Below are 24,884 nucleotides of genomic sequence, written 5' to 3'. Positions count from 1 at the left end.
TGAGGGGTAGGCCATGAGCATCGCCCGTTATGGCGTCGACGAGGCCCTGCCCGAGCATATGCGCGGCGCCATCATCGCGCTCGGCAATTTCGACGGCTTCCACCGTGGCCATCAGGCGGTGGCGGGCGAGGCAATCGGCTGGGCGCGCGCGGAAGGCCGCCCGGCGATCGTCGCCACCTTCGATCCGCATCCGGCGCGGCTGTTCCAGCCCAATGCGCCGCCTTTTCGCCTGACCACGCTCGATCAGCGCCAGCAGCTGTTCGCGGACGCGGGCGCCGACGCGATGCTGGTATTCGCCTTTGACCGCGCGTTGGCCGCCACCAGCGCACAGGATTTCGTGCGCGAGCTGCTGATCGGTCGGCTGGGCGCGGCGGCCGTGGTGACGGGCGGCGACTTCACCTTTGGCAAGGGCCGCGCGGGCAAGGCGCCGATGCTCGGAACGCTCGGCGCGGACCTCGGCTTTCGCAGCCGCATCGTCGCGCCGATCGAAGGCGATGGCGGGATCATCTCGTCGACGCGCATCCGTGAGGCGCTGAAGGCGGGCGATCCGCGCGAGGCCGCGCGCCTGCTCAGCCGGCCGTTCGCCATCGAGGGTCGGGTGGTGCACGGCGCCAAGACGGGCCGGGAGCTGGGCTATCCCACCGCCAATCTGGAACTCGGCCATTATCTGCGGCCGCGCTATGGCATCTATGCGGTGCGCGGGCGGTTGCCCGACGGACGCGTCCTGGACGGCGCGGCCAATATCGGCATCCGTCCCAGTTTCGATCCGCCCGTGGAATTGCTGGAGCCTTATTTCTTCCAGTTTTCGGGCGATCTCTACGGCCAGAACATCGCCGTGGAGCTGCATGATTTCCTTCGTCCCGAGCGCAAGTTCGACGATCTGGAAGCGCTCAAGGTCCAGATGGCGGCGGACTGCCACGAAGCACGCCACCGCCTGGCAAGCGTGCCCGCCGGTTAGGCCAGCGTTCAGGCGGGGCGACGCAGGACGGTGGACGAGTGGCCGCTTTCGTGCAATCGGGTGCCGGCAAACCAAGGTGACGGAGCTTTCGAGCGAATGACGCGCATCAAATCCTATGGCCTGATCCTGGCGGCGCTCGTCGTGTTGGTCGATCAGGCGGTGAAATATGCGATGATCGTGCCGCTCTCGCTGCAGAGCAAGGGCACCATCTATCTGCTGCCCATTTTCGACCTCACCTGGGCGGAGAATAAGGGCGTATCGATGGGCATGTTCCAGGCCGGCACGGACGCCCAGCGCTGGATGCTGGTGGGGCTGACCGCCGTGCTCGCCATCGCGGTGCTAGTTTGGATGTGGCGCGAGCGGCGCACCGGCGACGTGCTGGCGCTGGGGCTGATCCTGGGCGGCGCGATCGGCAACATCATCGATCGCGCGCGCTTCGGCTATGTCGTCGACTATGCCGATTTCCATATCGGCGGCGTGCGGCCCTTCTTCATCTTCAACCTGGCCGATGCCTGCATCACCATCGGCGTCCTGATATTGCTTGCCCGCGCGCTGCTCATGCGCAACAAGCCCGGCCAAAGAAATTCGGAGAATGTCCATGCGTAAATCGCTCGCGATCCTTGGCGGCGCGGTGCTCCTCAGCGGCCTTTCCGCCTGCGGCGGCGGCGGGCTGTTCGACCGCAACCGGCCCGACGAGTTCGCCGTTTCGCGGCAGGCGCCGTTGGTGATCCCGCCCGATTATTCGCTCGAGCCGCCGCAGCCCGGCGCCGCGCCGGTGCAGGCCGGGACCGACCAGGAGCAGGTGCTCGACGCGCTGTTCGGCGGCCCCGCCCCACGCTCGCCGGTCGAACAGGCGGTGAGCCGCGAGGCCGGCGACGACGATCTCGGCATCCGCAGCGAAGTCGGCGATCCGGCGACCAATGTGGTGAGCAAGGGTTCGGTCACGCGCGACATCATCGCCGCGCCCGAAGGCGACGGACAGGAGGCCCAGGCGGGCACCATCGTACCGAACAACAGCGCTACGCCCACGGGCGAACCGTCGGCGACGGGCGATCCATTGTCGGACGGCTCGCAGCCTTCGGTTCCCGACGGCTATGAGCCGGTGCCCAATCCCAACTGAACGCGCTTGCGGGGCACGCGCTGTTGAACTAAACTAACCAGACTAAGTCTGGTTGGAGCGGCATATGGAAACCGTCAATATACACGAGGCGAAGACCCGCCTCTCCCAACTCGTCGCCGCGGCGGTGAAGGGCCATCCGTTCATCATCGCCAAGGCGGGCAAACCGCTGGTGAAGGTGGAAGCGCTGGAGCCGGACGAAACGCCGGTGAAGAGCCGGGTGGGGTTTCTCAGCGACTATCCGCCGCCACCGGCCGATTTCGACACGATGTTCGCGGATGAAATCGCGGCGATGTTCGACGGCGACGAATGAGGCTGCTGTTTGATACGCATCTGCTGATCTGGCTCGGCACGCAGCCCGATCGATTCCCTTCAGGTCTGCTCGACGAGATCGAGAGCACCGAAACCCTGTTCAGCCCGATCAGCATTTGGGAAATCGCAATCAAGTTCGCCAAGCGACGCGACGATTTTCCTTATGATCCCACCGTGGTCGCGCAGCGACTGCTGGATGCCGGCTGGGTCGAGCTGAGCTTTGAAATACATCATGCGGTGGCGGTCGGCGCCTTGCCGGAAATCCACGGAGATCCATTTGATCGCGCGCTGGTCGCGCAGGCCCAAGTGGAAGAATTGACGCTGGTTACGGCGGATCGCCAACTCGCCGATTACCCGGCAACCATCAGGCTCCTCTAGCCGGAGGCGGCTCGCGCGCGCTGGGATCGAGTTCACGCCAGACGCGGCGGCGCAGGATCATGACCTTTTCGTCCGCTGCGTGAGATAGCGGACAAAGGCCTCGACGGTTGGATCTTCCGGCAGCACCTCCGGATCAAGGGGCGAAGGAGTTGGAAGGGACCAGCGCTCAAAATGATCCCGGCCCATGTCAGAGTAGTCGTCCGGATCGATCGAAAGATCGGACAATATATGATCGGATGGATGCGGTTTCAGATATTCTGGTAAATGAAAATCAAGCTGGCGATAGACCCAACCGCCGATCATGCGATCGCAACTCGGCGGCAGGGCGCGGACAAAATCTTCGGCTTCGAGATGGGACGGCTCCGCGCTAGGCGGCGTTCCCTTCGCCATAGAAAACCGAGACCGCTCGCGAAAAACAGCATTACGGCGGCGAAGATAACCAACATCTCCGCCATCGGCTCGGCTCAAGCCCGAACCCCCGCCTCTTCCACCTTGGTCGCGTTGTGGCGCAGCGCTTTCAGCACGGTTTCGACGATATCCGGGGCGGTGAGGCCCGCGGCTTCATATTGCCGGTCGGGTTTGTCCTGGTCCTGGAAAATATCGGGCAGACGCATGGTGCGAATCTTGAGGCCCCCCGAAGCGCTATCGGGGTCGGTCAGCCCCTCGTCGCTCGCCATGGTGAGGACATGCGCGCCGAGGCCGCCGACGGCGCCTTCCTCGATCGTGATGCACACCTCGTGGCTGGTCATCAGCTTGCGGATCAGCGCGCGGTCGAGCGGCTTGGCGAAGCGCAGGTCGGCCACCGTGGTGCTGAGGCCCTTGGCGTCGAGCGTGTCGGCGGCCTTAAGCGCTTCGGCCAGCCGCGTGCCGAGCGACAGGATCGCGACCTTCTTGCCCTCGCGCACCAGCCGCCCCTTGCCGATTGCCAACTGCTCGGGCGTTTCGGGCAGAGCAACCCCCGTGCCCGCGCCGCGCGGATAGCGAAACGCGATCGGGCCATCATCGTACAGTGCGGCGGTGTGGACCATGTGGACCAGCTCGGCCTCATCCGCGGCGGCCATCACCACGAAATTGGGCAAGGTCGCCAGATAGGTGACGTCGAACGAACCGGCATGGGTCTGGCCGTCGTCGCCGACCAGCCCGGCGCGGTCGATCGCGAAGCGCACCGGCAGATTCTGGATCGCCACGTCATGCACCACCTGGTCATAGGCGCGCTGGAGGAATGTGGAATAGATCGCGGCGAACGGCTTCATCCCCTGCGCGGCAAGCCCAGCGGCAAAGGTGACGGCATGCTGCTCGGCGATGCCCACGTCAAAACTGCGATCGGGAAAGGCGGCGGCGAATTTGTCGACGCCGGTGCCGCCGGGCATCGCGCCGGTGATCGCGCAGATGCGCTTGTCGCGGCTCGCCTCGGCGATCAGCGCGTCGGCGAAGACGCTGGTATAGCTCGGCGGCCCGCCGCCCTTGCCCTTGTCCTGCTTGCCGGTGATCACGTCGAATTTCGACACGCCGTGATATTTGTCGGCCGACGCTTCGGCGGGGCCGTAGCCCTTGCCCTTCTGCGTGACGACATGGATCAGGATCGGGCCTTCCTCGGCATCGCGGACATTTTCCAGCACCGGGATGAGGTGATCGAGATTATGGCCGTCGATCGGGCCGACATAATAGAAGCCCAGTTCCTCGAACAACGTGCCGCCGGTGACCATGCCGCGGGTATATTCCTCGGCCTTGCCCAGCGACTGGTGGACGCGGCGCGACAGCTTGCGCGCGACCTTGCTGGCGAGGCTGCGCAGGCCGAGATATTCGGAACTGGAAATCAGCCGTGCGAGATAGGCGCTGAGGCCCCCCACCGGCGGGGCGATCGACATGTCGTTGTCGTTGAGGATCACGATCAGCCGGTTGCCGGCCTGGCTCGCGTTGTTCATCGCCTCATAGGCCATGCCCGCGCTCATCGCGCCGTCGCCGATCACCGCGATCGCCTTGTCCGGCCTGGCCGCCAGCTTGTTCGCCACGGCAAAACCGAGCGCGGCCGAGATCGAAGTCGAGCTGTGCGCCGCGCCGAAAGGATCATATTCGCTTTCGGAGCGCTTGGTGAAGCCCGACAGCCCGCCGCCCTGCCGCAGGGTGCGGATGCGATTCCGCCGCCCGGTCAGGATCTTGTGCGGATAGCATTGATGGCCGACATCGAAGATCAGCCTGTCGTCCGGCGTGTTGAACACATAATGGATCGCCGCGGTCAACTCGACCACGCCGAGCCCCGCTCCCAGATGTCCGCCGGTGACCGACACCGCGTCGATCATCTCGGTGCGCAGTTCGTCGCAGAGCTGGCGCAATTGCTTGGGCTTCAGCTTGCGCAGATCGGCGGGGGTATCGACCGTGTCGAGCAGCGGCGTTTCGGGTCGCTTGGCAGGAGTTTTTTCCGTCATGTCCCAACCTTATACGCTTGGATTACCCAAGTCGATTGCACCCAGTTGAATCGTCGAAAAGTTCAATCGCAGGCGGCGCATGTGCCGTGGACTTCGATCACCGGACGCTCGGGCGTGAAGCCGCTGGCGACGGCGGTGTCGCGCACGCCGTCGGCCAACCGATCATTGTCGACATGGGTCACTTCGCCGCAGCTGTCGCAGATCATGAAGATGCAGTCGTGCACGCAGCCCGGATGGCTGTTGGCGACATAGGCGTTGGCGCTCTCGACGCGCTGGGCGAGATTGGTCTCCACGAACAGGTCGAGGATGCGGTAGACGCTGTTGGGCGCGACGCGCTTGTCCCGGCGGGCGGAGACCTTTTCGGCGATGTCGTAGGCCGAGGCGGGCGTCCTGAAGGTGGCGAGCACGTCGAAGATCAGTGCGCGCATGTCGGTCCACTGCTCGCCCGCGGCTTCCAGCGTGGTCTGCGCCTCCTGCTTCAGCGCGGGCCCGTGATGCTCGTGATGCGCATGGCTTGTCATGGCCAGGAATGTAGGCGCGGAGACAGGCGAGAGCAATGGCGCGAGCATCGGCTCCCTCGGCGCCGCGTCGGTCCCCGCAGAGGCGAGCGCCCATCTCAGCTTCCCCATCGCAGCGGGTGGCGAATCGCCTCGAACTCGCGAGCCGCGGCGCCAGCTCGGCGAACCGCGCCGAAGACCCGCCGCGATCGGAAAGTCACAAAGGACACTATACGTCCCCCCCTTGTTCGCTCCCCGCCGAACCGTTCGAGGCTCCGTGCCTGCCATCCGCAAGAGGATGGGGCGGAGGGGCGAGGATGCGAACAGGCGGGCGTGACCATCATCGGCCTCCGTGATCGGCAAACGCAGAACATAGCATGAATATGGGTGTGTAGGAAAGGCGATTGCGCGGCCGGTCGCGGGCCGGCCTGGATTTCGGCAGCGTCTCGGTTTGAATTTTCCGGTGATGGCAGCATGCGCAGAGCCGACCTATCGATGGCGCTCACGCGCCACCCACCCTCATCCAACTCCGCCTAGCCGCTGACGCGGCGAGGCTACGTATCCTTCTCCCGCCCGGGCGAGAGAAGGTAAAGGTAATCGAGCGATTTCGACTGACCCGATACCGCTTCAGTGAGTCGCGCGGAAGTTCAGGTCGTGACCGAGCGCCAGGATCGACACGCCGAGGATCGTGTAGATCACTTCCATCCCGCCATGCGGCAGGCTGAGCGCGCCGGCCATGATGCCGAGCCCGAGCGACCCGATCGCCACCGGCATGACATAGCCGTGCCGCAGCACGCCCTGGCCAAGGCCGACGGCGCCGAGCGCAATGGCGATGGCAAGGCCGAACTCGTGGACCCATTCCGCACCTAGCAGGCCGCCGATCGACGCGGCGGCGGCGATGAAAAAAGCGGTGGCGATGCAATGCACCAGACACAGGCCCGAGAGCGTCATGGCCGCCCGGTCCCAGAAGCCGTCCTTGTGCATCAACGTGGTCATGGCGGAGACTATAGGGCCGTGATCGTAAAGATACAACATCACATGACATTTTTCGCACCGAACACCGGATTCTTTCGATGAGCCGCGCTTGCGGCGCGCGTTCGCCCGCGCCATACCGCGCGCCATGACATCGATCGCCGCGACCGCTCCCGCCGCCGGAGACCGCATCCGCCCCGTCGCCATCGCCAACTGGCTGCTGGCGGTGGCCGCCCTCGTGTTCTGCATGGTCGTCGTCGGCGGGATCACCAGGCTGACCGAATCGGGGCTGTCGATCACCGAATGGCAGCCGATCGCCGGCGCCATCCCGCCGCTGTCCCCGAGCGGCTGGGCGGCCGAATTCGCCAAATACCGGGCGACCCCCGAATATCGCGAGATCACCGGTCCGGCGGGCATGACGCTGGGGCAGTTCCAATTCATCTTCTTCTGGGAGTGGGCGCATCGGCTGCTTGGGCGGCTGATCGGCATGGCTTTTGCCCTCCCGCTGCTGTTCTTCTGGCTGCGCGGCGCGATTCCCGCCGGATACAAACCGCGGCTCGTGGCGCTGCTCGCGCTGGGCGGGTTGCAGGGCGCGATCGGGTGGTGGATGGTGGTCTCCGGCCTCACCTTGCGCACCGATGTCAGCCATTACCGGCTTGCGGTGCATCTGCTCGCCGCGCTGTTCATCCTGTCCGGCCTCGTCTGGACGGCGCTCGATCTCAAGCGACTCGCCAAAGGCCATGCCGTGCCTGTCAAGCTCGGCGGCAGAAACGCATTGCTGCTCGGCGTGGTCGCGGTTCAATTGCTGCTCGGCGCCTGGGTCGCGGGCCTGGACGCGGGCTATGTCGCGAGCGACTGGCCGCTGATGAACGGGCGGTTTTTCCCGGCCGGGGTCGACTGGAGCAAGGGCGGGCTTTACGCCTTTTCGAACGATCCGTTCCTTGTCCATTTCCTCCATCGCTGGTGGGCTTGGGCCGCATTGGGGGCGGTGATGCTGCTGGCGCGCGGCGCGAAGCGAGCGCACGCGCGTCCGGCGTCGATCGCGCTGCACAGCGCCGTCGGCATCCAGATCCTGCTGGGCATAGCGACGGTGATGAGCGGCATCGCGCTGCCGCTGGCGGCGGCGCACCAGGCCGTCGGCGCGCTGCTGGTCGCCTGCGCGGTGTGGGCGGCCCACGCGGCAGGGCGGCGGCAAGTTGAGCGGGCGTAAGTTGGTATTTCGCTGAAGAGATAAGCTACCGGTATCATTATACCCGCTTCAAAAGCCGCTTCAGCCTTGACTTAGAACGCAGTCAGAGTCATTAGCCCTCATTAACCGCCGCGGGTCGCCCTGCGGCTTTCGCTTTTTCCATTCCCAAGGACGGCTATCCCCATGAAATCGCTTTCCAAGACCACCCAATCGGTGCGTCCGCAGGATGTCGAGAAGAAGTGGCACATCATCGATGCCGACGGTCTCGTCGTCGGCCGGGTGGCCAGCATCATCGCCAACATCCTTCGCGGCAAGCACAAGCCCAGCTTCACCCCGCATGTCGACTGCGGCGACCATGTCGTCGTGATCAACGCGGGCAAGGTGCGGTTCACCGGCAACAAGACCAAGCAGAAGGTCTATTACAAGCACACCGGCTATGCCGGCGGCATCAAGGGCGTGACCGCCGAAAAGGTGCTCGAAGGCCGCTTCCCCGAGCGCGTGTTGGAAAAGGCCGTCGAGCGCATGGTCCCGCGCGGCCCGCTCGGCCGCGCCCAGATGAAGGCGCTGCATCTCTATGCCGGCACCGAGCATCCGCACGAGGGCCAGCAGCCCGAGACGCTCGACATCGCCGCGCGCAACCGCAAGAACAAGGTAGGTGCCTAATGGCCGATCATCGTCAGTCGCTTTCCGACATCAAGGACATTGCCGGCGACGCCGCCGAGGCCAATGCCGAAGCCGGTGACACCGCCGCGCCGACCCAGCCCATGCAGCCGGCGATGCCGCTACGCGAGCAGAAGCTCGATCAGTACGGCCGCGCCTATGCCACCGGCCGCCGCAAGGACGCGGTGGCGCGCGTCTGGCTGAAGCCGGGGACGGGCCAGATCCTGGTCAACGGCCGCGACCAGAGCGCCTATTTCGCGCGTCCCTCGCTGCGACTCGTCATCAACCAGCCGTTCGACGTGACCGAGCGCCGCGGCCAATATGACGTGATGGTCACCGTGAAGGGCGGCGGGCTTTCGGGGCAGGCCGGCGCGGTCAAGCACGGCATCAGCCAGGCGCTGACCCGCTTCGAGCCCGCGCTGCGCGGCACGGTCAAGACCGCCGGCTTCCTCACCCGCGACAGCCGCGTGGTCGAGCGCAAGAAATACGGCCGGGCCAAGGCGCGCAAGAGCTTCCAGTTCTCCAAGCGCTGATCGCTTCGTCATCTCCCGGAAAAGGACGAGGGCGGCCTTTGGGTCGCCCTTTTTCGTTGCCGCTTGCGGTCATTGGAAAAGGCGCAACGGATTGCTTTATCGGCTGTTTACCATTCGCGTTTAAACATGCGCCCGAACCCAAGGAAAGTGTTCGGATGCGACAGCAGCTGGCAGATTTCACCCAACAAGGGAAATTTCGCTTCTACATCAACGAATTGTTTCGGATCGATGCTGCCCCGGACAGCGCGCGCCGGCTGGCGTTCATAGAGCAGCTGCGGGCCAGCAACCGAGCGCTGCGGGCGCTGATGCCGGCCACCCTGTTTCTGGGTCCGGCCTTTGCCTTCTTCTTCAGCGATCACGCCGCCGCGACGATGCTCTATGTCGGCTGCGCGCTGATTTTCCTGGCGACCATCGGTGGACTCTATCTGACCGCACCAAACCGCGCCGAACGACTGAAGCTGGCGCCCCGCAGATGGGCGCAGGGCCTGATGTTCACCGCCCTTGGCTTTGGCATCTCCTGGTCGATCGTCATCGCCAGCATCCTCGGCAGCAGCGACGCCGAGCTGACGCTGTTCGTCGTCGCGTTTCACATCGCGACGATCTTCTTCGGCGCGCTGCTCTACGTGAACCTTCCGGTCGCGTTTCTGTGCTTTTCCGGGCCGCTCTACCTGCTGTTCGCGGCGCAAGTCGTCCACTGGCAGAATATCATGGCGATCAGCTGGCTGCTGCTGCTGCTGTTCGCTTGCTATCTCGTCATGACGGTGGTCGAACAGTCGCAGCGGATCGTCCAGCTGCACCTGAAAAGCGCAGAGCTTCGCGAAACGCAACAGGCCGAAGCGCTGATGCGCGAGCGCGAGGCTGCGCGCGAACTGGCCGAAGCCCGGGATCGCGCTGCCGAGAAAGACCGCCTTACCGCAGAACGGCGTACGCATCTGCTCGCTCTGGCCGGCCAGTTCGACGGATCGGTGATCGAAACCAGTGATCAGGTCGGCGCGGCCATCGGCGATCTTACCCAATCGGCCGCGGCGCTCGCCGAAATTGCCGGCGCGACCAGTGACGACGCACGGGACATGCGCGCCCGGTCGCATGCCTCGACCGAGGCCGCGCAACATGTCGCCATCGCCGCGCAGCAGCTCGATCAGGCGGTCGGCGAAGTCGCCGTGCAGATTCAGGCCAATCTCGGTCATATTTCCGAAGTCGGCGACGCCACGCGCGAGAGCGAGGCGTCGATGACCTTGTTGGTACAGCGGACCGGCGGCATCGGCGAGATCGTCACCGCCATTTCGGATGTCGCGCGGCAGACCAACCTGCTCGCGCTCAACGCCACGATCGAGGCCGCGCGCGCCGGCGAGGCGGGCCGCGGCTTCGCCATCGTGGCGCAGGAGGTCAAGGCGCTCGCCGGGCAGACCGCGCGCATGACCGAAGATATCGCCGCGCGGCTGGGCGAGATCGACCGCTTCGTCAACGATGCCGCGCTGGCGCTCGACAAGGCCGGCGCGGAGTTGAGCCAGCTCGAAGAGCGCGGCACGATGATCGCGGCGGCAACCGACCAGCAGCGCTCGGCCAGCGAGGAAATCCGGCGCCACAGCAGCCGCGCCGCGCAGGAAAGCCAGCGCGCGCAATCGAGCATCGCCCGCGTCGCCGACGCCGCCGAACAGGCCCGCACCCACAGCGCGGGCGTACGCGAAATCGCCGAAAGCCTGGCCGAACGCTCGCGCAATTTGCGGCAGGCAACCGAGGGCTTTCTGGGCGAACTGCGCGCCTCCTGACGCTGCGAGCCGCGCGACTTAATCCATAAACCGGAAATCGACCGCGATCTTTCCGTCAGCGACGGTGATCCGGTTGTAGCTCGGCGGATGTTCGCGCACGCGCTCGGACAGCGTGCCCGCTCCGATCAGCCGGATCGAGCCGTCGCCGGTCGGTCGGTCGATATCGAACGGGTCGTGGACATGGCCGGTCAGCACCGCGTGCGCGCCCGCCCTTTGCAACGCGACCAACGCGCCGAGCCCGCCGCGCGTCGAGCCCGACGTGCGCGTGTCGGCATCGACCAGCGGGTGATGCGCGGCGACCAGGCACACGGCGTCCGGATCGCTCTTGCTCAGCGCCCCCAGCGTATCGCGCAGCGCGCCCCCGCTCACCCGCCCCTTGGACCAATTGAGCCGCCACTGCGCCCGCGCGGTGGTCTTAAGCGGTACAATCGCCACGCCGGGCAGATCGATTTCAGCCTCCACCTTGTCCTCGATCGTCGCATAGCGCCGATAGGGGCTGGTGAAGCGTTCGTAGAGGTTGAAATAGGGCAGATCGTGGTTGCCGACCTCGACCGTGACCGGCGCGCCGAGCGCGCGCATCCACTCGCCCGCCGCGGCGAATTCGCGGTGGCGTGCGCGCATGGTGAGATCGCCGGTAATGACCACCGCATCCGGCTTGGCCGTCTTCACCTCCTCGGCGAACCAGTCTAGCGCGGCGCGGTCCTCGGCGCCGAAATGGATGTCGCTGCAGTGAAACAAGATCGTCATGCGGCCGCGGCGCTCCGATCGGCGGTATAGACGAAGTCGACCGGCGAGAATTCGTGGTGGAAGCGACAGATCGCCGAGCCCGCGGCTTCCTCGCCGTCGATCAGCAGCCCGACAGGCTGTTCGTCGGCCGCGCTGATTTCGATGGCCTCGCGCTGCCCTAGCACCTCATGCGGTCCCTCGCGGAAATCGCCCTTCAGCCAGGACAGGCCGTGTGCGAACAGCTGGCCCGCGCCCTCCGCGGTGAAGCCGGTAACGCGCAGCGCGTCTGCGGCGGGCTCGATGAACAGTGCCGGATAGGCCGTCCCGCCCCCGTCCAGTCGCACTTGCGCACCGCCAAAGGTCTTGGTCCAGGCATCGGCGATCGAACCGGGCATGTCGGCCAGGTTGAAATGGCGCATGTCCTCGCGCACATCGCCCCAGGCGGTGGTCGGTCCCGCGATCACGCCGACCAGAGCGATCTCGCCCTCGCCCATTGCCACCGGCAATCTGGCGATGCGGCAGCGGCCCTCGGCGTAGCGCCGCGCGATTGTCTCGCTGTCGGCATCGCCGTGCAATGCGCGCGAGAGCAGGTTCATCGTGCCGCCGGGCAGCACCAGAATATGGCCGCCCCAGCCATCGGCTTTGCGCATCGCGCCATTGACCGTGCCGTCGCCGCCGAACACCGCCAGCGCGTCGACGCCCTGGGCCGTCAACGTGGCCGCATCGGGAAGCGCTTCATCGGGACATTCGATGAGCTTGGCCATCTCATGACCCTGCTCGACGAGCGCGCCGCTCACCCGTTCGCACAATTTTCCGTCGTAGCTGCCGCTGTTGACGTTCGCGGCGATCCATATCCTGCTCATAGCCCCTCGAACGCGTGAGCCGGCGTTTCGGTCCCGTATCGACCCGCATTGCCCGTTGATCCGTTTGATAATCGGCACTACCTCGGTCGGGAATTCCAGCATCGGAGCTAGCATGGCCACCTTTACATTGCCCAAGAACAGCAAGATCAGGAAAAAGGGCAAGGTTCACAGGGCCGAGGGCGCCGCGCGGACCAAGACGTTCAAAGTCTATCGCTACGATCCCGACAGCGGCGAAAACCCGCGCTATGACCATTTCGAGGTCGATCTCGACGAGTGCGGACCGATGGTGCTCGACGCACTCATCAAGATGAAGGGCGAACAGGACAGCTCGCTCACTTTCCGTCGCTCCTGCCGCGAGGGGATTTGCGGTTCCTGCTCGATGAATATCGACGGCAAGAACGGCCTCGCCTGCACCACCGCGATCGAGGACGTGAAGGGCGATATCCGCATCACCCCGCTGCCGCATATGGAGGTGATCAAGGACCTGGTCCCCGACTTCAAGCATTTCTACGCCCAATACGCCTCGATCCAGCCCTGGCTGAAGACGGTGACGCCCGAGCCTTCGGGCAAGGAGCGGCTGCAATCGCCCGAGGAACGCCACAAGCTGGATGGCCTGTACGAGTGCATCCTGTGCGCCTGCTGCTCGGCCGCCTGCCCCAGCTACTGGTGGAATCAGGACAAGTTCCTGGGACCCGCGATCCTGCTGCAGGCCTATCGCTGGCTGGCCGACAGCCGCGACGAGATGACCGGCGAGCGGCTCGACGATCTGGAGGACCCCTACCGGCTCTATCGCTGCCACACGATCATGAACTGCGCCAATGTCTGCCCCAAGGGCCTGTCGCCCGCCAAGGCGATCGCCGAGACCAAGAAGATGATCGCCGAACGCGCGATCTGATTTTTTTGACAAAGCTGGCAAGCGTTGATCCCCGGCGAAGGCCAGGGTCCATCACGGAACCTCACTTGCTGGACCCCGGCCTTCGCCGGGGATCAATTTGGGCACAGCGAGCGATATGAACGACCTCGACCCCCATCCCTGGTTCGATCACGGGCCGGACCCGGACAATCCGGGCTGGATGACGTGGAACGTGAAGGACGACACGCGTTTCAACGGCTTCCTGGGCTCGATCGCGATCCGCGAGGATGCGGAGGACGGTTTCGGCTGGGTGCGCATGACGCCGCAGCATCGGCACAGCAACTTCGGCGAGAACGTCCATGGCGGTACCATCCTGGGCTTTATCGACGTCTGCCTGTTCGCCGGAAGCCGCGCTATCGGCATCGACCTGGGCGGCCGCGCGGTGACGGTGGAGCTGTCGACGCAGTTCGTCGGGGCGGCGCATATCGATATCCCGCTCGACTGCAGGCTGGAAAATGTGCGCGAGACCGGCAGCCTCCTGTTCCTGCGCGGCATGCTGATGCAGCGCCCGCGTGAGGATGCCGAATGCGCCAATGTCGCGACCTTTACCGCGATCCTGCGCAAGGGCCTGCCGCGCCCGTGATCCAGCGCCGGTGAAGGTCGAAGAGCGCTATCAGGCGCTGGTCTCCGGCGGCGAGCTGAAGGCCGATGCCGATCAGGAGCGCGCGGTCGCCGCGCTCCAGCACATCCAGGACGCACTCGAGGCCCGGCCCGAACGCCCCGGTTTCTTTGCCAAGATTGTCGGCAAGCGCCGCGATCCGGTGCGCGGGCTCTATCTGTGGGGCGGGGTCGGGCGCGGCAAATCGATGCTGATGGACCTGTTCTTCGACAGCGTCGCCATCGACCATAAGCGCCGCGCGCATTTTCACGAGTTCATGATCGACATCCACCAGCGCCTCGCCGCCGAGCGCGCCAAGGAAGTCGGCGATCCGGTGGCACCGGTGGTGGACGCGCTCGCCGCCGACACGCGGCTGCTGTGTTTCGACGAGATGCACGTCACCAACACCGCCGACGCGGCGATCATGGGGCGATTGTTCGGCGGGCTGATCGAGGCCGGGGTGACGATCGTCACCACCTCCAACCGCCAGCCCAAGGACCTGTTCAAGGATGGGCTGAACCGCACGCTGATCACCGGCTTCATCGTGCTGGTGCAGCAGCGCCTCGACATCCTGCCGCTCGATGGCCCGACCGATTACCGGCGCGAGCGGCTGGGCGATGCGACCTTGTGGCACTGCCCGAATGGCGACATCGCAACGCGCGAGCTCAGCGAGGCGTTCTTCCGCCTGACCGACTATCCGCCGAGCGATGCGAAGAACGTGCCGTCGGAGGACATCGCGCTCGGCGGCGGACGGACGCTGCACGTGCCCAAGGCGCTGAAGGGCGTGGCGGTGTTTTCGTTCAAGCGATTGTGCGGGCAGCCACGCGGGGCGGCGGATTATCTCGCCATCGCGCGGCGCTATCACGCGGTCATCATCGTCGGCATTCCGGTGCTGGGGCTGGAGCATCGCAACGAGGCCGCGCGCTTCGTCATCCTGATCGACGCGCTCTACGAATATCGCGTGAAGCTGCTCGCCAGCGCCGATGCCAGCCCGGAAAATCTCTACCCCGAAGGCGATGGCGGGTTCGAGTTCGAACGCACGGTCAGCCGCCTGTCGGAGATGCGTTCGGACGCCTATCTGGCGCTGGGTCACGGCGCCGAACACTGAACGGAAGCGCGCGGTCGAGCAGGCGGCGCAGCGCCGGCTCGACCCAGGCGGCGATGGCGATCGCGGTGACGGTGATCGCCGCCAGCGCGATCAGCGCGGACGGGACATAGGCTACTCCCAGCCGCAGCAGCCCACCGATCAGGATCAGCCCCAGCGTCTGGTGGATGAGGTACAGCGGATAAGTGGCGAGCCCGAGCAGTAGCACCGGACGGCGCGGCAGGCGGCGCTCGAGCAGCGGTTGCAGGCGGGGAGCCAGCATCACGACGAGCGTGGCCGCAACGAACAGGGCCGCCGCAACGCGTCCATCGTAAGCGATGCGCATGCCGAACGCGGTATTGGCGTTGCGCGCGCCGATCGACAGCAGCGCCGGAAGCGCGAACAGTGCCAATGCAAGCAGACGCCGGATGCCGCGATGGCCCGCATGCCAACGATGCAACAGCACGCCGATGGCGAAGAAACACCCGTGCGGCAGCAGCAGCAGTTGTTCGTTGCGCAGCGAAAGCCGCGGAAGATCACCCCCCCATAGCCAAAAGGTCAGGCTGATCAAACCGAGCGCCAGCGCCAGCCATTCGATCCGGTCCCGGCCCGGACTGATACGGAGCAGCAACGCGACCAGGGCATAGAACACGCATTCAATTCCCAGCGTCCAATAGCTGTCGTCGATATAGTCGCCCCAGGGCCACAGCATCGCCGAGCGCCAATATTCGTCCAGATGCGTGGCCCGCGGATCGAACGGCCAGAGCAGAACGAAGCTGAAGCTCGCGCAGATCAGCGCGGCGGGCCACAGCCTGAGCACGCGCCGCCGCGCGAACGGCAACGCCTTCGATCCATGCGCGGAAATGGCGATGACATAGCCCGAGATAACGAAGAAGATTTCCACACCGATCCAGCCATAACCGGCATAGAGCCGCCCCGCATCGGGCAGCAGGCCCTGATCGAGGAAGCGCGCGGCGAGGCGGTGGCCGGGGCTCGCATAACCCGCGAAATAATGGAACAGCAGCACCAGCATCGCCGCGCCGAAGCGTAGGAGGTCGATCGCATAAAGCGCACCGCGCGGACGCAACCGCCGGGTCGGCCCAGCGCCCGCCGCCTTGCCTATATCTGAACCCGTCCGCTCCATGCTCCTCAGGCTAGCAGAAGCGCGCGCGTTCGCACCCTCCATTCGGCGGCCTGGAACAACCTACGGATGCGCCGTTGGAACGCCATCCGCGTCGGGCCGTTGAAATCCCGTACATCATGATCGGACCGTCTTTTTGCGACCGCTTTGCAATATCACGAATAAGCCGGATTGACGCCATTTCGGCGGTTGATCCGGTTTGTCCACAAGCGTAAGCCGCCCGGCAACACTTTCCCGCCCCCTTGTTCCAACGGGGTCCTGACTTTCGAAGGAGATTTGAATGGCCCGCAAGAAAATCGCGATGATCGGTTCCGGCATGATCGGCGGCACGCTCGCCCATCTCGCCGCGATGAAGGAACTGGGCGATATGGTGCTGTTCGACATTGCCGAGGGCATGCCCGCGGGCAAGGCGCTCGATCTCAGCCAGGCCGGGCCGGTCGCGGGCTATGACAGCGATCTGAAAGGCACCAGCGACTATGCCGACATCGCCGGCGCCGACGTGTGCATCGTCACGGCCGGTATCCCGCGCAAGCCCGGCATGAGCCGCGACGATCTGCTGGCGACCAACCTGAAAGTCATGAAGTCGGTCGGCGAGGGCATCGCCAAGCATGCGCCGGACGCCTTCGTGATCTGCATCACCAACCCGCTCGACGCGATGGTCTGGGCGCTGCGCGAATTTTCCGGGCTCGACCACAAGAAGGTCGTCGGCATGGCCGGTGTGCTGGACAGCGCGCGCTTCCGCCATTTTCTCGCCGAGGAATTCAACGTGAGCGTGGAAGACGTCACCGCCTTCGTGCTCGGCGGCCATGGCGATACGATGGTCCCGATCGCACAGTACAGCACGGTGGCGGGCATCCCGGTGCCGGACCTCATCAAGATGGGCTGGAGCACGCAGGAGAAGATCGACGCGATCATCAAGCGCACCCGCGGCGGCGGCGGCGAGATCGTCAAACTGCTCGGCAACGGCAGCGCCTTCTACGCGCCCGCCACCAGCGCCATCATGATGGCCGAAAGCTATCTCAAGGACAAGAAGCGCGTCCTGCCCGCCGCGGCGCACCTCACCGGCCAATATGGCGTCGACGATCTCTATGTAGGCGTGCCCGTGGTGATCGGCGCGAACGGCGTGGAGCGCATCGTGGAGATCGAACTGGACGACGAGGCCAAGCAGGGTTTCCAGACCAGTGTCGACGCGGTCAAGGAACTGACCGATGTCTGCAAGGCCATGGACAGCAGTCTCAGCTGATTGGAGTCGCCGCGCTCCTGCGAAGGCAGGAGCCCAGCATCGAAAATCACCGGATGGACCCCGGCCTTCGCCGGGGAACAAGAAAAGGAAACAGCGTGAGCATTCTCGTCGACAAGAACACCAAGGTCATCACCCAGGGGATGACCGGATCGACCGGCACCTTTCACACCGAGCAGGCGCTGGCGTACGGCACCCAGATGGTGGCGGGAGTGACGCCGGGCAAAGGCGGAAGCGAGCATATCGGCCTTCCGGTATACGACACGGTGGCCGAGGCGCGCGACGCGACCGGCGCCGATGCATCCGTGATCTACGTGCCGCCGAAATTCGCCGCGGCCTCGATCATCGAAGCGATCGAGGCGGAAATCCCGCTGATCGTGGCGATCACCGAGGGCATTCCGGTGCTCGACATGGTCCGCGTGAAGGGCAAGCTGGCCGGTTCCAAATCGCGCCTGATCGGCCCCAACTGCCCCGGCGTGCTGACGCCCGGCGAGTGCAAGATCGGCATCATGCCCGGCAATATCTTCAAGCAAGGCTCGGTCGGCGTCGTCAGCCGCTCGGGTACGCTGACCTATGAGGCGGTGCATCAGACCACGGCGGTCGGCCTGGGCCAGACGACAGCCGTCGGCATCGGCGGCGATCCGGTGAACGGCACCAATTTCATCGACGTGCTCGAAATGTTCCTGGCCGACGCCGCGACCCAGAGCATCGTCATGATCGGCGAAATCGGCGGCAGCGCCGAGGAAGAGGCCGCGCAGTTCCTCGCCGACGAAGCGAAGAAGGGCCGCAGGAAGCCGGTGGTCGGCTTCATCGCCGGCCGCACCGCGCCGCCGGGCCGCCGCATGGGCCATGCCGGCGCGATCGTCTCCGGCGGTCAGGGCGGCGCCGACGACAAGATCGCGGCGATGGAAGCGGCGGGCATCACGGTATCGCCGAGCCCCAGCGAGCTGGGCACGACGCTGGCGGGGCTGTTGGCGGACGCCTGACGAAAATACGCCCTGTGTGCTCCTGCGCAGGCAGGAGCCCATCAGGTGAGGTTCGATGATGGGCTCCTGCCTTCGCAGGAGCGCGAGAAAGGGAAGAAATGACCAGACCCGGCTTCGTCTACATCATGGCGAACCGGAAAAATGGGGCAACCTATCTCGGCGTGACGAGCGACCTCGTTCAGCGCGCATATCAGCACCGCGAGACACTGGTCGAAGGGCATTCCAAAGATAATGATTGCAAGCGCCTCGTCTGGTTCGAGGCGCATGACGATATCCAGGACGCCCGGGCCCGCGAATGGCAGATGAAGAAGTGGAAGCGGGCATGGAAGGTCAAGCGGATCGAGGAACGTAATCCGGAATGGAGAGATTTGTGGTTCGAGATCGTGAAGTGAGACGCACCGCCGTTATTGCGGTTCGCGATGAGAGTTTCCCTGATGGGCTCCTGCCTACGCAGGAGCACAGGAAAGAGAGTATTTTATGGGCGTAGAAGGCCAGACGTTCGATATCGGACAGGAACCGCGCGAGGGGCCGAGCTGGCAGCGCTCGAACTGGCCAGTCGACGTGACCGACGATCTGAACGCCGCGCTCGATCCCACGCGCATGGCCATCGAGGTCAAGGCGGCGGCCGAGGCGGCGGGCAAGCCGCTCGACGCGGCCCAGGTCGAGAAGGCGGCGGCGGATTCGATCAGGGCGATGATGCTGATCCGTACTTATCGCGTGCGCGGCCACCTGGCGTCCGATCTCGATCCGCTGGGGCTTTCGCACCGCGAACTTCCCGCCGACCTCACCCCCGAATATCACGGTTTTTCCGAGGCCGACCTCGACCGCGAGATTTATATCGGCGGCAATCTCGGCCTCGATTACGTCACGGTGCGCGAGCTGGTCGATATCCTGCGCGCCAATTATTGCGGGCCGGTGGGCCTCGAATATATGCACATCTCCGACATCGAGGAACGCCGCTTCCTGCAGGAGCGCCTCGAGGGCAAGGAGAACGCCATCGCCTTTACCGAGGAGGGCAAGAAGGCCATCCTCAACAAGGTGATCCAGGGCGAGCAGTTCGAAAGCTTTCTCGGCAAGAAATATGTCGGCACCAAGCGCTTCGGCCTGGACGGCGGCGAGGCGATGCTGCCCGCACTGGAAGCCGTGATCAAATATGGCGGCGCGGACGGGGTGCGCGAGCTCGTGTTCGGCATGTCGCATCGCGGCCGGCTGAACGTGCTCGCCAACGTCATGGCCAAGCCGTACCGCGTGATTTTCCACGAATTCCAGGGCGGCAGCGCCAATCCGCAGGACGTCGGCGGATCGGGCGACGTCAAATATCATCTCGGCACCAGCACCGACCGCGAGTTCGACGGTATCGCCGTACATATGTCGCTGGTCCCCAACCCGTCGCATCTGGAGGCGGTGGACCCGGTGGTGCTCGGCAAGGTGCGCGCGCAGCAGGTGATGCGGCAGGACACCGGCAAGCATGAGCAGGTGCTGCCCGTCCTCATTCACGGCGATGCCGCCTTCGCCGGTCAGGGCATCGTCTGGGAGACGCTGAGTTTTTCCGGCATCCGCGGGTACAACACCGGCGGCTGCGTCCATTTCGTGATCAACAACCAGATCGGCTTCACCACCAGCCCGCAATTCGCGCGCTCCTCCCCCTATCCGAGCGACGTGGCGAAAGGCGTGCAGGCGCCGATCTTCCACGTGAACGGCGACGATCCCGAGGCCGTCACCTATGCCTGCAAGATGGCGATCGAGTTCCGCCAGCGCTTCGGGCGCGACATCGTGATCGACATGTGGTGCTATCGCCGCTTCGGCCACAACGAGGGCGACGAACCGAGCTTCACCCAGCCCTTGATGTACAAGGCGATCAAGTCGCATCCCAAGGTCAGCGGCATCTACGGCGAGCGGCTGAAACAGGAAGGCGTGATCGACGACAAGTGGGTGGAGGGAGCCACCCGTGAATATACCGACCATCTGCAGGCCGAGTTCGACGCCGCGACCAGCTACAAGCCCAACCGGGTCGACTGGTTTGGCGGGCGCTGGTCGGGCCTTCACGTCCCGGCCGACGAGGAAACCGCGCGCCGCAACGTGCCCACCGCGATCGAGCGCAAACTGTTCGATTCGCTGGGCCGCACGCTGACCGAGGTTCCAGGCGATCTCACCATCCACAAGACGCTCGGCCGCATCCTCGAGGCCAAGAAGGCGATGTTCGATAGCGGCGAGAATTTCGACTGGGCGACCGGCGAAGCGCTGGCCTTCGGCTCGCTTTTGTCGGAAGGCTATGGCGTGCGGCTGTCGGGGCAGGATTCGGGCCGCGGCACGTTCAGCCAGCGCCACGCGGTCTGGGTCGACCAGGAAAACGAACATAAATACACGCCGCTTTCGCAGGTTCCGCACGGCCGCTTCGACGTGCTCGACAGCCCCTTGTCCGAATATGGCGTGCTCGGCTTCGAATATGGCTATGCGCTGGCCGACCCCAAGGCGCTGATCATGTGGGAGGCGCAGTTCGGCGATTTCGCCAACGGCGCGCAGATCATGATCGACCAGTTCATCGCCAGCGGCGAGGCCAAATGGCTGCGCGCCAACGGGCTCGTCATGCTGCTGCCGCATGGTTATGAAGGCCAGGGGCCGGAGCACAGCTCGGCGCGACCCGAGCGCTTCCTGCAGCTTTGCGCCGAGGACAATATGCAGGTGTGCAACATCACCACGCCGGCCAATTATTTCCACGTGCTGCGCCGCCAGATGCTGCGCAATTTCCGCAAACCGCTGATCATCATGACGCCCAAATCGCTGCTGCGGCACAAGCTTGCGGTGTCGGAGCGCGGCGAGTTTCTGGGCGAGCAGCATTTCATGCGGATCAAGTCGGACACCAGTCCGCCCGCCGACGACAAGGTCAAGCGGCTCGTGCTGTGCACCGGCAAGGTGGCGTTCGACCTGATCGAGGCGCGCGACGCGGCGGGCGACGGGACGACCTCGATCGTGCGGATCGAGCAGCTTTATCCCTTCCCCGGCGAACCGCTGTCGGTCCGCCTGAAGAAAATGCCCAATCTGGAGACGGTGGTCTGGGCGCAGGAAGAACCCAAGAACCAGGGCTATTGGAAGTTCGTCCAGCCCTATCTGGAGCATTGCCTGAGCGAGATCGATGTGGGTCCCGATCGTCCGGTCTACGCCGGACGCTGCGCTTCGGCTTCCCCCGCCACCGGCCTCGCCTCGCGCCACAAGCAGCAACAGGCGGCACTGATCGCCGAGGCGCTGGGGCATAAGAAGGAATAGGCAATTCGGCGAGCGCTGTTCCCCGGCGAAGGCCGGGGTCCAGCATCGGACATCACCTGATGGACCCCGGCCTTCGCCGGGGAACGGAAGAAGGATAAAGGACACGCTATGTCCCATGACCTAAAAGTACCCACATTGGGCGAATCGATTACCGAGGCCACGATTGGCGAATGGCTGAAACAGCCCGGCGACGCCGTGGCAGTGGACGAGCCGATCGCCAGCCTCGAGACCGACAAGGTCGCCGTCGAGGTCCCCTCCCCCGTCGCGGGCACGATCGGCGAACTCTTGGCCGAGGTCGGCGAGACGGTGCGGGTCGACGCGGTGATCGCGCGGATCGAGGACGGCGATGCGCCGTCCACCTCGCCCGCGCCCACCCAGGACGAGACGCCCAAGCCGAAAAAAGCCGATGACGACGAAGTCGAACGCGCCGAAACGCCCGACCCCGATTTCGCGGCGACGGACGATGGCGGGGACGGGGGTGGGGAGGCCAAGGACACGGATGACGGCGACACGCCGCATCTCTCTCCCTCGGTCCGCCGCCTGGTGCTCGAGCATGGCGTCGATCCGACCAGGATCAAGGGCAGCGGCAAGGACGGCCGGCTGACGCGCGAGGACGTGCTGGAAGCCGCGAAGTCAGATAAGGCGAAGAAGAGCGACGACGCTCCGGCCAAGGAAGCGGCCAAGCCCGCACCGTCGGCAGCTTCCGGCGGCGCGGGGCGCACCGAAGAGCGCCAGCGCATGACGCGCCTGCGCCAGACCATCGCCAAGCGCCTGAAATCCGCGCAGGACACCGCCGCGCTGCTCACCACCTTCAACGATGTCGACATGAGCGCGGTCATGGATACGCGCGCCAAGTACAAGGATCTGTTCGCCAGGAAGCACGACGTGCGGCTCGGCTTCATGGGCTTCTTCATCAAGGCGGCCTGCCTGGCCGCGCGCGACGTGCCCTCGGTCAACGCGCGGATCGACGGGGACGAGATCGTCTATCACGACTATGTCGACGTCTCGGTCGCGGTGTCCGCGCCCAACGGGCTGGTCGTGCCCGTGATCCGCAACGCGGAATCGCTAAGCTTCGCGGAGATAGAAAAAACCATCGGCGATTTCGGCGCGCGCGCCAAATCGGGCAAGCTGACGATGGACGAGATGCAGGGCGGCACGTTCACCATCTCGAACGGCGGTGTGTTCGGATCGCTGATGTCGACGCCGATCGTCAATCCGCCGCAGAGCGCCGTGCTCGGCCTCCACCGGATCGAGGACCGCGCGGTGGTGGTGGACGGCGAGATCGTGGTGCGCCCGATGATGTACATGGCGCTGACCTACGACCACCGGCTGGTCGACGGACGCGAGGCGGTGACCTATCTGGTGCGCATCAAGGAAGCGATCGAGGATCCGGCGCGGATGCTGATCGACTTGTAAAAACGCTAAGCGCGCTCCTGCGAAAGCAGGAGCCCAGGGTGGAGAATATGACGCGGCCGGGTTGGGTCTACATCCTTGCAAGCAGACGCAACGGAACCACCTATGTCGGTGTGACCAGCAATCTGCCGCAACGCCTTTACCAGCATCGGCAAGGGTCCGTCGCAGGGTTTGCGAAAGATAAGAATTGCTCGATTCTGGTATGGTTTGAGCGGCACGAAGACATTCACGATGCCCGGCAGCGCGAATGGCGGATGAAGAAATGGAAGCGGTCTTGGAAGCTGGAGCTGATCGAGAAGGATAATCCTCAGTGGAAGGATTTGACCGATCGGCTGGCGCTTTGAGACCCTGGGCTCCTGCTTTCGCAGGAGCGCACTAGATGGAGTTGCATATGGCAGACCAGACTTACGATTATGATGTCCTTGTTATCGGCTCCGGCCCCGGCGGTTATGTCGCGGCGATCCGCGCGGCGCAGTTGGGGCTGAAGACGGCCTGCGCGGAGAGCCGCGAGACGCTGGGCGGCACCTGCCTCAATATCGGCTGCATCCCGTCCAAGGCGCTGCTCCACGCGTCCGAATATTATGAGGAAGCCGCGTCCGGCACGCTCGCAAAATTCGGCGTCAAGATCGGCAAGACCGAGCTCGATCTGGGTCAGATGATGGCCGAGAAGACCAAGGCGGTGGACGAGCTCACCGGCGGCATCGAATATCTGTTCAAGAAGAACAAGGTGACCTGGCTGAAGGGCCGCGCCAGCTTCGAGAACGCGCACAAAATCAAAGTGGGTGACGAGACGGTCACCGCGAAATCCGTGGTCATCGCAACCGGCTCCTCGGTCATGCCGCTCCCGAATGTCGAAGTCGATAACGACGCCGGGATCGTGGTCGACTCCACCGGCGCACTGGCGCTGCCCAAAGTGCCCGAACATCTGGTGCTGATCGGCGGCGGCGTGATCGGGCTGGAGCTCGGCTCGGTCTGGCGTCGCCTGGGGGCCAAGGTCACCTGCGTCGAGTTTCTCGACCAGATCCTGCCCGGCATGGACGGCGATGTGCGCAAGGAGGCGGCCAAGCTGTTCAAGAAACAGGGCATCGAATTCAAGACCGGCACCAAGGTCACCGGCGTGACGGTGAAGGGCAAGAAGGCCAGCGTCACCGTCGAGCCCGCCAAAGGCGGTAATGCGGAGATCATCGAGGCGGACGCGGTGCTGGTGTGCATCGGGCGCAAGCCGAATACCGACGGACTGAAGCTGGAAGCCGCGGGGCTGAACACCACCGACCGCGGCATGATCGAGGTCGATGATCGTTTCGAGACCAAAGTCGACGATGTGTACGCCATCGGCGACGTCACCCCCGGCCTGATGCTCGCGCACCGCGCCGAGGACGAGGGCATCGCCGTGGCCGAGAACATCGCGGGGCAGACCGGCATCGTCAACCACGCGATCATCCCGTCGGTGGTCTATACCCATCCCGAGATCGCGGGCGTCGGCCTGACCGAGGAGGACGCCAAAAAGGCCGGCCACGAAGTCGCGATCGGCAAATTTCCCTTCATGGGCAACAGCCGCGCCAAGACCAACCGCGACACCGACGGCTTCGTCAAGATCGTCGCCGACAAGGACACCGACCGCGTGCTCGGCGTCCACATCATCTCGACGCTGGCCGGCACGATGATCGCGCAGGCCGCGACGGCGATGGAATTCGGCTCGACGTCCGAGGATATCGCCTATACCTGCCACGCGCATCCCACCCATGCCGAGGCGATGAAGGAAGCGGCGATGGCGGTGCGCGGCAAGCCAATCCATATTTGAGGATATTTTTTCATTGCGAGAACCGCAGGCTCCCGCATCCCGAG

25 protein-coding genes and 1 pseudogene are annotated in these 24,884 nt (G+C 64.9%); 19 read left to right on the top strand and 7 right to left on the bottom strand.

The window, feature by feature from the left end:
• The first annotated feature begins 13 nt into the window (after window positions 1–13).
• From ACOQPC_RS01310 to ACOQPC_RS01290, 5 genes and pseudogenes are all read left to right on the top strand, one after another.
• On the top strand, window positions 14–958 hold the full coding sequence (locus ACOQPC_RS01310) for a bifunctional riboflavin kinase/FAD synthetase (RefSeq protein ID WP_420606874.1): 945 nt from the start codon (window positions 14–16) through the stop codon (window positions 956–958).
• Window positions 959–1,054: 96 nt separating this feature from the next.
• The gene (gene lspA / locus ACOQPC_RS01305; protein ID WP_420606873.1) at window positions 1,055–1,564 is read left to right on the top strand and encodes a signal peptidase II; all 510 of its coding nucleotides are present in this window, start codon (window positions 1,055–1,057) and stop codon (window positions 1,562–1,564) included.
• Window positions 1,557–1,952: pseudogene (locus tag ACOQPC_RS01300) on the top strand (DUF3035 domain-containing protein); the annotation flags it as partial. The gene lspA and the pseudogene ACOQPC_RS01300, both read left to right, overlap by 8 nt.
• 190 nt (window positions 1,953–2,142) lie before the next feature.
• The gene (locus tag ACOQPC_RS01295) at window positions 2,143–2,388 is read left to right on the top strand and encodes a type II toxin-antitoxin system Phd/YefM family antitoxin (protein WP_420606872.1); all 246 of its coding nucleotides are present in this window, start codon (window positions 2,143–2,145) and stop codon (window positions 2,386–2,388) included.
• A complete protein-coding gene (locus tag ACOQPC_RS01290) occupies window positions 2,385–2,765 on the top strand; it encodes a type II toxin-antitoxin system VapC family toxin (RefSeq protein ID WP_420606871.1) in 381 nt (126 codons plus the stop codon). The genes ACOQPC_RS01295 and ACOQPC_RS01290 overlap by 4 nt, the downstream gene beginning before the upstream one ends.
• Window positions 2,766–2,822: 57 nt before the next feature.
• Here the strand turns inward: ACOQPC_RS01290 and ACOQPC_RS01285 are convergent, their stop codons facing one another.
• From ACOQPC_RS01285 to ACOQPC_RS01270, 4 genes are all read right to left on the bottom strand, one after another.
• On the bottom strand, window positions 2,823–3,233 hold the full coding sequence (locus ACOQPC_RS01285; protein WP_420606870.1) for a hypothetical protein: 411 nt from the start codon (window positions 3,231–3,233) through the stop codon (window positions 2,823–2,825).
• A complete protein-coding gene (dxs, locus tag ACOQPC_RS01280) occupies window positions 3,230–5,191 on the bottom strand; it encodes a 1-deoxy-D-xylulose-5-phosphate synthase (RefSeq protein ID WP_420606869.1) in 1,962 nt (653 codons plus the stop codon). The genes ACOQPC_RS01285 and dxs overlap by 4 nt, the downstream gene beginning before the upstream one ends.
• 62 nt (window positions 5,192–5,253) lie before the next feature.
• Window positions 5,254–5,712 carry a Fur family transcriptional regulator gene (locus ACOQPC_RS01275; RefSeq protein WP_420606868.1) on the bottom strand — a complete coding sequence of 153 codons (459 nt, stop codon included), beginning with the start codon at window positions 5,710–5,712 and terminating at the stop codon, window positions 5,254–5,256.
• A 603-nt stretch (window positions 5,713–6,315) separates the two neighbouring features.
• Window positions 6,316–6,684 (bottom strand): MerC domain-containing protein, encoded by a 369-nt coding sequence (locus tag ACOQPC_RS01270; protein WP_420606867.1) that lies wholly within the window; start codon window positions 6,682–6,684, stop codon window positions 6,316–6,318.
• A 124-nt stretch (window positions 6,685–6,808) separates the two neighbouring features.
• Here ACOQPC_RS01270 and ACOQPC_RS01265 point away from each other — a divergent pair, with 124 nt between their 5' ends.
• From ACOQPC_RS01265 to ACOQPC_RS01250, 4 genes are all read left to right on the top strand, one after another.
• Window positions 6,809–7,870: a COX15/CtaA family protein gene (locus ACOQPC_RS01265; protein WP_420606866.1), complete on the top strand. Its 1,062-nt coding sequence runs from the start codon at window positions 6,809–6,811 to the stop codon at window positions 7,868–7,870.
• 162 nt (window positions 7,871–8,032) lie between these two features.
• Entirely contained in the window at window positions 8,033–8,512 is a 480-nt protein-coding gene (gene rplM / locus ACOQPC_RS01260; RefSeq protein ID WP_420606865.1) for a 50S ribosomal protein L13, read from the top strand.
• A complete protein-coding gene (gene rpsI, locus ACOQPC_RS01255) occupies window positions 8,512–9,042 on the top strand; it encodes a 30S ribosomal protein S9 (protein WP_420606864.1) in 531 nt (176 codons plus the stop codon). The genes rplM and rpsI overlap by 1 nt, the downstream gene beginning before the upstream one ends.
• Window positions 9,043–9,197: 155 nt before the next feature.
• A complete protein-coding gene (locus ACOQPC_RS01250; RefSeq protein WP_420606863.1) occupies window positions 9,198–10,811 on the top strand; it encodes a methyl-accepting chemotaxis protein in 1,614 nt (537 codons plus the stop codon).
• Between the two features lie 18 nt (window positions 10,812–10,829).
• Here the strand turns inward: ACOQPC_RS01250 and ACOQPC_RS01245 are convergent, their stop codons facing one another.
• Together ACOQPC_RS01245 and ACOQPC_RS01240 are read right to left on the bottom strand one after the other, a co-directional pair.
• The gene (locus ACOQPC_RS01245; RefSeq protein WP_420606862.1) at window positions 10,830–11,558 is read right to left on the bottom strand and encodes a metallophosphoesterase family protein; all 729 of its coding nucleotides are present in this window, start codon (window positions 11,556–11,558) and stop codon (window positions 10,830–10,832) included.
• The gene (locus ACOQPC_RS01240) at window positions 11,555–12,400 is read right to left on the bottom strand and encodes a diacylglycerol/lipid kinase family protein (protein WP_420606861.1); all 846 of its coding nucleotides are present in this window, start codon (window positions 12,398–12,400) and stop codon (window positions 11,555–11,557) included. The genes ACOQPC_RS01245 and ACOQPC_RS01240 overlap by 4 nt, the downstream gene beginning before the upstream one ends.
• A 112-nt stretch (window positions 12,401–12,512) precedes the next feature.
• Between ACOQPC_RS01240 and ACOQPC_RS01235 the strand changes: the two genes are divergently transcribed.
• The 3 genes from ACOQPC_RS01235 to zapE all read left to right on the top strand — a co-directional run bounded on the left by ACOQPC_RS01235 (window position 12,513) and on the right by zapE (window position 15,019).
• Window positions 12,513–13,295: a succinate dehydrogenase iron-sulfur subunit gene (locus ACOQPC_RS01235; RefSeq protein ID WP_420606860.1), complete on the top strand. Its 783-nt coding sequence runs from the start codon at window positions 12,513–12,515 to the stop codon at window positions 13,293–13,295.
• Between the two features lie 115 nt (window positions 13,296–13,410).
• Window positions 13,411–13,896: a PaaI family thioesterase gene (locus tag ACOQPC_RS01230; RefSeq protein ID WP_420606859.1), complete on the top strand. Its 486-nt coding sequence runs from the start codon at window positions 13,411–13,413 to the stop codon at window positions 13,894–13,896.
• Window positions 13,897–13,906: 10 nt separating this feature from the next.
• Window positions 13,907–15,019, top strand: coding sequence for a cell division protein ZapE (zapE, locus tag ACOQPC_RS01225; protein WP_420606858.1), 1,113 nt, complete (start codon window positions 13,907–13,909; stop codon window positions 15,017–15,019).
• On the opposite strand, the gene ACOQPC_RS01220 is transcribed toward zapE, so the two are convergent.
• Window positions 14,955–16,139, bottom strand: a complete 1,185-nt coding sequence (locus ACOQPC_RS01220; protein WP_420606857.1) for an acyltransferase family protein — start codon at window positions 16,137–16,139, stop codon at window positions 14,955–14,957. The two genes, zapE and ACOQPC_RS01220, sit on opposite strands and share 65 nt — an antisense overlap.
• Window positions 16,140–16,416: 277 nt before the next feature.
• Here ACOQPC_RS01220 and mdh point away from each other — a divergent pair, with 277 nt between their 5' ends.
• The 7 genes from mdh to lpdA all read left to right on the top strand — a co-directional run bounded on the left by mdh (window position 16,417) and on the right by lpdA (window position 24,840).
• Window positions 16,417–17,379 (top strand): malate dehydrogenase, encoded by a 963-nt coding sequence (gene mdh / locus ACOQPC_RS01215; protein WP_420606856.1) that lies wholly within the window; start codon window positions 16,417–16,419, stop codon window positions 17,377–17,379.
• 95 nt (window positions 17,380–17,474) lie between these two features.
• Window positions 17,475–18,362: a succinate--CoA ligase subunit alpha gene (sucD, locus tag ACOQPC_RS01210; protein WP_420606855.1), complete on the top strand. Its 888-nt coding sequence runs from the start codon at window positions 17,475–17,477 to the stop codon at window positions 18,360–18,362.
• A gap of 98 nt (window positions 18,363–18,460) precedes the next feature.
• On the top strand, window positions 18,461–18,754 hold the full coding sequence (locus ACOQPC_RS01205; RefSeq protein ID WP_420606854.1) for a GIY-YIG nuclease family protein: 294 nt from the start codon (window positions 18,461–18,463) through the stop codon (window positions 18,752–18,754).
• Between the two features lie 85 nt (window positions 18,755–18,839).
• The gene (locus ACOQPC_RS01200) at window positions 18,840–21,626 is read left to right on the top strand and encodes a 2-oxoglutarate dehydrogenase E1 component (RefSeq protein ID WP_420606853.1); all 2,787 of its coding nucleotides are present in this window, start codon (window positions 18,840–18,842) and stop codon (window positions 21,624–21,626) included.
• A 108-nt stretch (window positions 21,627–21,734) separates the two neighbouring features.
• Entirely contained in the window at window positions 21,735–23,042 is a 1,308-nt protein-coding gene (odhB, locus tag ACOQPC_RS01195; protein ID WP_420606852.1) for a 2-oxoglutarate dehydrogenase complex dihydrolipoyllysine-residue succinyltransferase, read from the top strand.
• 47 nt (window positions 23,043–23,089) lie between these two features.
• Window positions 23,090–23,383 (top strand): GIY-YIG nuclease family protein, encoded by a 294-nt coding sequence (locus tag ACOQPC_RS01190; protein ID WP_420608182.1) that lies wholly within the window; start codon window positions 23,090–23,092, stop codon window positions 23,381–23,383.
• 47 nt (window positions 23,384–23,430) lie between these two features.
• Window positions 23,431–24,840 carry a dihydrolipoyl dehydrogenase gene (lpdA, locus tag ACOQPC_RS01185; protein WP_420606851.1) on the top strand — a complete coding sequence of 470 codons (1,410 nt, stop codon included), beginning with the start codon at window positions 23,431–23,433 and terminating at the stop codon, window positions 24,838–24,840.
• Window positions 24,841–24,884: the final 44 nt, after the last annotated feature.

Source organism: Novosphingopyxis sp. (assembly GCF_965218915.1).
Taxonomy (GTDB): domain Bacteria; phylum Pseudomonadota; class Alphaproteobacteria; order Sphingomonadales; family Sphingomonadaceae; genus Novosphingopyxis.
Note: the sequence above shows the minus strand (reverse complement) of the source record. Positions and strands in the feature narration are given on the sequence as shown.